Source organism: Ramlibacter sp. (assembly GCF_041916345.1).
Taxonomy (GTDB): Bacteria; Pseudomonadota; Gammaproteobacteria; order Burkholderiales; family Burkholderiaceae_C; genus Ramlibacter.
This window is the reverse complement of the sequence record NZ_JAYRZR010000040.1, coordinates 26,289-33,853: the sequence shown is the minus strand read 5'-3', so window position 1 is coordinate 33,853 and position 7,565 is coordinate 26,289. Positions and strand designations below refer to the sequence as shown.

5 protein-coding genes are annotated in these 7,565 nt (G+C 73.4%); 1 reads left to right on the top strand and 4 read right to left on the bottom strand.

From position 1 onward, the window contains the following. Nucleotides 1–271 precede the first annotated feature (271 nt). Nucleotides 272–3,349, top strand: a complete 3,078-nt coding sequence (locus ACE3T5_RS12145; RefSeq protein WP_374667935.1) for an Rne/Rng family ribonuclease — start codon at nucleotides 272–274, stop codon at nucleotides 3,347–3,349. A 67-nt stretch (nucleotides 3,350–3,416) separates the two neighbouring features. Here the strand turns inward: ACE3T5_RS12145 and ACE3T5_RS12140 are convergent, their stop codons facing one another. From ACE3T5_RS12140 to hemC, 4 genes are read right to left on the bottom strand one after another with little or no spacing between them, the layout of a single operon-like run. After that, complete coding sequence (locus ACE3T5_RS12140) at nucleotides 3,417–4,667, bottom strand: heme biosynthesis protein HemY (protein ID WP_374667933.1); 1,251 nt, start codon at nucleotides 4,665–4,667, stop codon at nucleotides 3,417–3,419. Between the two features lie 2 nt (nucleotides 4,668–4,669). After that, nucleotides 4,670–5,803 (bottom strand): uroporphyrinogen-III C-methyltransferase, encoded by a 1,134-nt coding sequence (locus ACE3T5_RS12135; RefSeq protein WP_374667931.1) that lies wholly within the window; start codon nucleotides 5,801–5,803, stop codon nucleotides 4,670–4,672. Further along, entirely contained in the window at nucleotides 5,800–6,564 is a 765-nt protein-coding gene (locus ACE3T5_RS12130; protein ID WP_374667929.1) for a uroporphyrinogen-III synthase, read from the bottom strand. Before ACE3T5_RS12130 ends, ACE3T5_RS12135 begins: the two co-directional genes overlap by 4 nt. A gap of 19 nt (nucleotides 6,565–6,583) precedes the next feature. Beyond that, the gene (hemC, locus tag ACE3T5_RS12125; RefSeq protein WP_374667927.1) at nucleotides 6,584–7,531 is read right to left on the bottom strand and encodes a hydroxymethylbilane synthase; all 948 of its coding nucleotides are present in this window, start codon (nucleotides 7,529–7,531) and stop codon (nucleotides 6,584–6,586) included. Between the last annotated feature and the right edge of the window lie 34 nt (nucleotides 7,532–7,565).

Below are 7,565 nucleotides of genomic sequence, written 5' to 3'. Positions count from 1 at the left end.
CTTCTCCTGGCTCTCTGGCGCTGGCTGCTGCCCGCGTCCGACCGGCCGGCTTCGCGACCATCCGTTCCCGGCGCCCCGCCAGCCGCAGCTTTCGCGGCCTGCGCGGCACACGCCCCCCTCGCCCCCCATCCAGTGCCCTTGCCGCGCCTGCTGAGCTAGTCAGTCGGCAACCCGCGCGCACCCAGGCCATCCCTCTCGTTTCAAGGCGTCGTTCCGGCATCGAATTCCGCACCCCGCGGGGTGCGAATGCGTTTGAGAACAAGGTGACGCAATGAAGCGCATGCTGATCAATGCCACGCAGGCCGAGGAGCGCCGGCTGGCCATCGTGGACGGGCAGAAACTGCTCGACTACGAAATCGAGATCGAGGGGCGCGAACAGCGCAAGGGCAACATCTACAAGGCGGTCGTGACGCGGGTGGAGCCCTCGCTGGAAGCCTGCTTCGTCGACTACGGGGAGGACCGCCATGGCTTCCTGCCCTTCAAGGAAATCTCCCGCCAGTACTTCACGCCCGGCGTGCCCGTCTCGCAGGCGCGCATCAACGACGTGATCAAGGAGGGCCAGGAACTGCTGGTCCAGGTCGAGAAGGAGGAGCGCGGCAACAAGGGCGCGGCCCTCACCACCTTCGTGTCGCTCGCCGGCCGCTACGTGGTGCTCATGCCCAACAACCCGCGCGGCGGTGGCGTCAGCCGCCGCATCGAGGGCGACGACCGCGCCGAGCTGAAGGAGGCGATGGACCAGCTGGAGTACCCGAACGGCATGTCCATCATCGCGCGCACGGCCGGCATCGGCCGCAGCGCCCCCGAGCTGCAGTGGGACCTGAACTACCTGCTGAAGCTGTGGACCGCCATCGACGGCGCCGCCAAGGGTGGCAAGGGCGCGTTCCTGATCTATCAGGAATCCAGCCTGGTCATCCGCGCCATCCGTGACTACTTCAATCACGACATCGGCGACATCCTGATCGACACGGACGACATCTACGACCAGGCCCAGCAGTTCATGGCCCACGTGATGCCGGAGCACGCGGCGCGCGTGAAGCGCTACCGCGACGACGCGCCGCTGTTCAGCCGCTTCCAGATCGAGCACCAGATCGAATCCGCCTATGCCCGCGAGGTGAAGCTGCCCTCCGGCGGCGTGATCGTGATCGACCACACCGAGGCGCTGGTCTCGGTGGACGTGAACTCGGCCCGCGCCATCAAGGGCGGCGACATCGAGGAGACCGCCACCCGCACCAACCTGGAGGCCGCCGACGAGGTGGCGCGCCAGATGCGCCTGCGTGACCTGGGCGGCCTGATCGTGATCGACTTCATCGACATGGAGGAGTCGCGCAACCGCCGCGAGGTGGAGAACCGCCTGCGCGACGCGCTGCGCCAGGACCGCGCCCGCGTGCAGTTCGGCTCCATCAGCAAGTTCGGCCTGATGGAGATGAGCCGCCAGCGCCTGCGCCCGGCGCTCTCCGAAGGCGCATCCATTCCCTGCCCGCGCTGCGGCGGCCACGGCCACATCCGCGACACCGAGAGCTCGGCGCTGCAGATCCTGCGCATCATCCAGGAAGAGTCCATGAAGGACGCCACCGCCGCGGTGCACTGCCAGGTGCCGGTGGAGGTGGCCTCGTTCCTGCTGAACGAGAAGCGCACCGAGATCGCCAAGATCGAACTGAAGCAGCGCATCAGCGTGCTGATGGTGCCCAACAAGACGCTGGAGACGCCGCACTACAAGCTGGAGCGCCTGAAGCACGACGACCCGCGGCTGGACAACATCAAGGCCAGCTACCACATGGCCGAGGAACTGGATGCGGAGACGGCCGTCACCCGCCGCTCGCATGAGCGCACCAACAAGCAGGAGCCGGTGATCAAGGGCGTGCTGCCCGACCTGCCGGCGCCGCTGCCGCCCGTGAAGGAAGCGCCGGCCCCGGTGGCCGCGCCGGCCCCGGTCGTGGCCGCGCCCGCACCCGTGCCGGTGGCGGCCCCCGCGCCCGCGGCCCCGGCGCCGGCCGAGTCGGGCTTCTTCGGCTGGGTGAAGGGCCTCTTCGGCATGGGCGGCGCCAGCGCGCCCGCGCCGGCCGCCGTGGCGCCCGCGCCAGTGGCCGCCCCCGTGGCTGCCGCGCCGGCGGGCGAGGGCCGCAAGGACGAACGCCGTGGCGACGGCCGGCGCGATGGCCGCCGTGGCGAAGGCCGTGGTGACCGCCGCGACCGGCGCGAAGGCCGGAACGGCGAAGGCCGTGGTGGCGAAGGCCGAGGCGGTGAGGGTCGTGAGGGACGTGGCGGCGAGGGTCGGCGCGACCGGCAGCCCGCCGAGGCAGCCGAGGCCAACGGGTCGCAGCGCCCGCCGCAGGGCGAAGGCCGGCGTGAACGTGGCGAGCGCGGTGAACGTGGCGAGCGCGGTGAACGTGGCGAGCGCGGTGAACGTGGCGAGCGCGGTGAACGTGGCGAGCGCGGCGAGCGTCCGGAACGCGGCGAACGCCAGGAGCGTGGCGAACGGGGTGAGCGCGGCGACCGCGGTCAGCGCGGCGAGGCGCGGGCCGCCGGGGACGATCGCGAGCCGCGCGAGAGCCGCGAGCGCTTCGAGGCGCGCCAGCGCCGTGAGGCGCGTGAGCAGGCCGAAGGCCGCGGCGCTGTGTTCGCGACGCCGCAGGGCGAGGGCGCCGTGGGTGAAGCCCCGGCGGCCGAGGGCGACCGCCCCGCACGTGGTGAGCGCCGCGAGGGTGAGCGCCGCGAAGGCGGCCGCCGTGAGCGCGGCGAGCGCCGCGGCGATCGCGGGCCGCGCGATGCCGCCCAGGCCGAACAGGCGACCGAGGCCCTTGCGGGCGCGGCCGGCTCGGTGGGCGACGTCAGCGAGTCGGCGGAGCCGCAAGTGCCGCCAGCCGCCGACGCCGTGCTCGAATCGCATCTGCACCAGGAAGGCGGCCGCACCGACGAGGGCGAGGACGGCGAAGGCCGCCGCGAGCGCCGCTCGCGGGACCGCTACGGCCGCGACCGTCGTGAGCGCGGCGACCGTGCCGACCGTGGTGAACGCGTGGCCACCGAAGAGGCCGTAGCGGCCTCAGCCGTGGAGGCCGTGGCCCCCGCGCCATCGCCCGCGTTCGACGCCGCCCCCGCCCGCGCGCGCCTGCCGCGCGTGCAACCCTACGCCCTGCCGACGGCCGAGCTGATCCAGGTGGCCGAGTCGTCCGGCCTGCAGTGGGTGCACTCCGACGCCGACAAGGTGGCCGCCGCCCAGGCCGTGATCGCAGCCACGCCGCGCCCGGTGCACGTGCCGCGCGAGCGCCCGCCGGTGATCGAGGTCGACGAAGGCCCGCTGGTGCTGGTGGAAACGCGCCGCGACCTGCGCAGCCTGCCTCTGCCGTTCTGAGGCCCCAGGGCCGGCCCGCACACACGGTGCGGGTCGGTCATGTGCAAGCCTTGAGCCCCCTGCGGGCTCAGTCGCCAGCGGCCTTGCGCCAGGCCGCGGCAGCGGCAGCGGCGTCGCCACGCTGCTCGGCCAGTTGCGCCAGTGCCCGCCAGGCCTTGCGGTGCAGCGCGGCATCCTGCAGGCCGAGCGCCGCCTGCGACAGCAGCTGCTGGGCCTTGCCCCACAGCTGCCGCTTCATGCAGGCCGTGCCGGCCAGGTACTGCAGGATCGCATCGCGCGGCTGGGCCTTCTGCGCCGCCTCCAGCCGCGCGAGCCAGGCGCCGTCCAGGCTGTCCAGCCCCGCCTCCAGAGCAGCGACCAGCCGCACGCGCAGGCTGTCGGCGAGCTTGCCCTGTGACTCCCACACCGGCAGCAGCCAGTCGCGGGCCAGGTGCGCGTCACCACCGAGCGCGCACAACCGCTGCGCCGCGTGGATCGCCACCTCGGGCATCGCCCGTTCCGCGGCTTCCAGTTCGGTCCAGGCGCGTCGCAGCTGGGCCACGTCGTAGGCGCCATTCAGCAGGTCGACGGCCAGGCCGCGCACCAGGGATCGCGCGGCATCGGGCGAGAAGGCATGGTGCTTGGCCAGCAGCCGTGCCGTCTCCAGCGCCTGCGCTGCGGCACCCGCCTGGCGCGAAGCCTTCAGCCGGGTGCGCAGCGCCAGCGTGCGGCGGCTGGCGCCCTGCGGCAGGCCCTGCAGCCACTTCACGGCGGCGTCCGGATCACGGTCGTCCAGTGCCCACAGCGCGGCGCGCAGCAGCGTCCCGTCGCGCGTGTCCGCGGCGTCACGGCCGACCTGTCCCAGCGCCAGCTGCACGTGCGATTCGCGGCCCGTCCGGTCCTGCAGGGCGTGCGCGCTCTCGGCCACCAGCAGGTGGGCCAGGGCGCGCAGCTGGCCGGCATTGCCGGGCCGGTGGCCCGAGGCGGACAGCGAGGCCTCCTGCTGCAGGGCCGCCTCGGCGGCGCGGCGCGCGCGCAGGAAGCGACCGGCCAGCATGTGCGACAGCGAATCGAGCATCGCCGCGTGCATCGCACGTTCCTTCTGCTGCGTGCGCCAGCGCAGCGCCTGGCCGGGCAGCTCGAACAGGGCGCGCAACGCCGCCAGCGCGGCGTGCACGAACAGGAAGGCGGCCACCAGCAGCAGCAGCACGAGGTTGAGCGAAAGGTCGATGCGCCACGGCGGCCAGAACAGCGTGACCTGCCCCTGGTTGTTGCCTGCGAACAGGGCCACCGCCGCCGCGATGGCGAACAGCGCGAGCAGCCACAGCGCGGCTCGCATCGCTAGCGGCCGCCCGCGGCCGCGTCGAGCGCGGCCAGGGTTTCGTCGATGCGCGGCAGCTCCGCCGTGCGCAACTGGGCCTGCACCTGCTGCAGCTGGCCGGCCAGCGCCTGCGTGCGCCGCGACACGGGATCGAAGTACTTGTGCAGTGCCGCCGCGGCGGCAGCCACGTCGGCCCGCGCGATCTCGGGCTGACGCGCGAGCAGCGACAGGCGCGCGTTCAACAGCTTGAGCTTGAGGTTCTCGCGCAGGAAGAAGGCCTGCTCGGGCGCCAGCAACGCGGCCTCGGGGTGGTCGATGCGGGTCACCCGCACGAGGGCACGCGCTTCCTCGGCCACCGCATCACGCCAGCGCAGCCACCAGTCGGCGGCAGGCACCCCGCTGGCGGCGCGCCGTGGCACGTCGGCCGCGGGGCGGCCAGGCACCGCGTTCGCCACCGGCAGGTCATCCACCTGGCGCACCAGTTCGTCGATGCGCGCCAGCACGCCCGGCACATCCGTGCTGGTGCTGGCGCGAATGCGGCCGATGTCCCGCGCGATGGCCGAGCGCAGCCGGGCCAGTCGCGGCTGCGCCGCGCGTGCCAGGCGCTGGTCGGCGGTGCGCAATGCGGCCACGAGGGGCTCCACGCTGCCGGTGAGCTGCATCTGCTGCTGCGCCAGCCGCAACGCGGACTCCACGTCCACCACCAGGTTCTCGTCGCGCGAGCGGCTCAGGCTCTGCATCAGGTCCTCGAGCTGGCTGCGCTGCAACGCGACCTCGCCCAGGCGGTTCTCCAGCACCGCCTGGCGGGCCGCGGCATCGCGCGCGATCTCCTGCGCCTGGCGCGCCAGCGCGCGCGCCTCGATGGCGTTGGCGCCCGAATCGGCGCTCTGCCTGGCGAGCTGCTCCTGGATCGTCTCCAGCTTCTGCCACAGCATGGCGCTGGCCATCAGCGCGCCCAGGGCCACGAGCGCGAGCACCGCGAGCGAGGCGCGGCCGATCCGCACGCCCGACTCGGTGGCGACGGCCGCTTGCGGCGGCGGTGCCACGGGCGGATGCGCAGGCGTTGGTGCTGCCTCCGCGGCGACCGGTGCGGCCGTCACCAGGGGCGGACCTTCGTCCGCCTCGGCCCCCCGGGACGCAGGCTCGGCATTCATTGCGCGGATTCTATCGAGGCCACCACGTCATCGAGGGCCGGCCGGGACTCGCGTACCAGGCCGAAGCCGAGGGCGCGCGCGGCCTCGGCGATGCGCGGGTGCGTGGTCACGGCACGGGCGCGCGACCAGTCCGCTGCGGGAAGCCGGTCTCCCAGGTGCCGCACGGCCTGCGAGCTGCTGAACAGCCACCAGGAGCCGTCGATGGCCGCACGGGCGGCGCGGGCGTGGTCCGCCTCCGTCCACAGCGCCGGACCGCGCGCATAGGCGACCACCTCGTCCACCTGCACGCCAGTTGCGCGCAGGCGCTGGGCGAGCCAATCACGCCCTTCGCCGCGGCCTTCGGCACCCGCCCCGCGCACCAGCAGCAGGCGATCCCCCGCACGCAACTGGCCGGCCACGCGTGACCACAGCGCCTCGGAGTCGAACTGCGCCGCGTCGGCCGCCGGTGCATCCACCTGCGATGGCGGCAGGCCGTGCGCGACCAGGGCCGCGGCCGTGCCTGGACCGGGTGCCCAGGCGCGCGTGGCAGCCGGCCATGATGCAGGGCCTTTCGCGCCGAAGAAGCCGCTGACCGCGTTCACGCTGACGAACATCACGGCGGCACAGCCAGGCAGCTGGCGCCAGGCCTGCGCAAGCGGCGATGCGTCGGCCACCGGCGTGATCGCCAGCAGGGGCAGGGCCTCGGCCGCGACGCCACGCTCACCCAGCCGTCGCACCCAGGCACCGGCCTCGGCAGCCGGCCGCGTGACGATCACCGGCATGCCACGCCCCTGCGCCGGCCTAGCGGGCGCCGCCGGCACGCAGGCGCGCCGCCACGCCCTCGCCCAGCGCAGCCGCCGCGTCGATGTCGGCGATGTCGCCGCCCGCCTCGGCCCGCACGAGGTGGCCCGGTTGCTCCGGGTCGCCCCAGGCCGCCTGCAGGCGCAGCCAGCCCGACTCCAGCCGGGCATGCGCGGCCAGCGGCATCGAGCAACTGCCGCCCATTGCGCGGCTCACCGCGCGCTCGGCAGCCACGCACAGGCTGGTGCCCTGGTGCGCCAGAGGCGCCAGCGCGGACGCCACGTCGGCGCGGGCGGTGCGGATCTCGATGCCCAGCGCGCCCTGGCCGGCCGCCGGCAGCATCACCGTGGGTTCGAAGACCTGACGGATGCGCGCGCCGAGCCCCAGGCGCTTGAGGCCGGCCGCGGCCAGCACGATGGCGTCGTAGGCGCCGTCGTCCAGCTTGCGCAGGCGGGTGTCGAGATTCCCGCGCAGCGGCTCGATGCGCAGATCCGGCCGCAGCGCGCGAAGCAGCACGACACGGCGCAAACTGGAGGTGCCCACGCAACCGCCCTGCGGCAGTTCGTCCAGCGAGGCGAAGCGCGTCGACACCAGGGCATCGCGCGGATCCTCGCGCTCCATCACGCAGGCGAGCGCGAAGCCCTCGGGCAGCTCCATCGGCACGTCCTTCAGCGAGTGCACGGCCAGGTCGGCTCGGCCCTCCTCCAGCGCGACCTCGAGCTCCTTCACGAAAAGGCCCTTGCCGCCGACCTTGCTGAGCGCGCGATCGAGGATCTGGTCGCCACGCGTCGTCATGCCCAGAAGGTCAACGCTGTGGCCGTGGCCCTGCAACAGGGCCTGCACGTGTTCGGCCTGCCAGAGGGCCAGGCGGCTTTCGCGCGTGGCGATGGTGAAGTGACTCACGCTGTAACCCGTTCGTAAACTTTCGATCAGCGACGATGCTAGCATGGCCCTTGCTTATTTCTTGAGCAACGCATCCAGC

Coding starts and splice junctions, on each gene's coding strand:
- ACE3T5_RS12140 (WP_374667933.1), bottom strand. CDS start 4,667: ATGCGAGCCGCGCTGTGGCTGCTCGCGCTGTTCGCCATCGCGGCGGCG.
- ACE3T5_RS12130 (WP_374667929.1), bottom strand. CDS start 6,564: ATGCCGGTGATCGTCACGCGGCCGGCTGCCGAGGCCGGTGCCTGGGTG.
- ACE3T5_RS12135 (WP_374667931.1), bottom strand. CDS start 5,803: ATGAATGCCGAGCCTGCGTCCCGGGGGGCCGAGGCGGACGAAGGTCCG.
- hemC (WP_374667927.1), bottom strand. CDS start 7,531: ATGCTAGCATCGTCGCTGATCGAAAGTTTACGAACGGGTTACAGCGTG.
- ACE3T5_RS12145 (WP_374667935.1), top strand. CDS start 272: ATGAAGCGCATGCTGATCAATGCCACGCAGGCCGAGGAGCGCCGGCTG.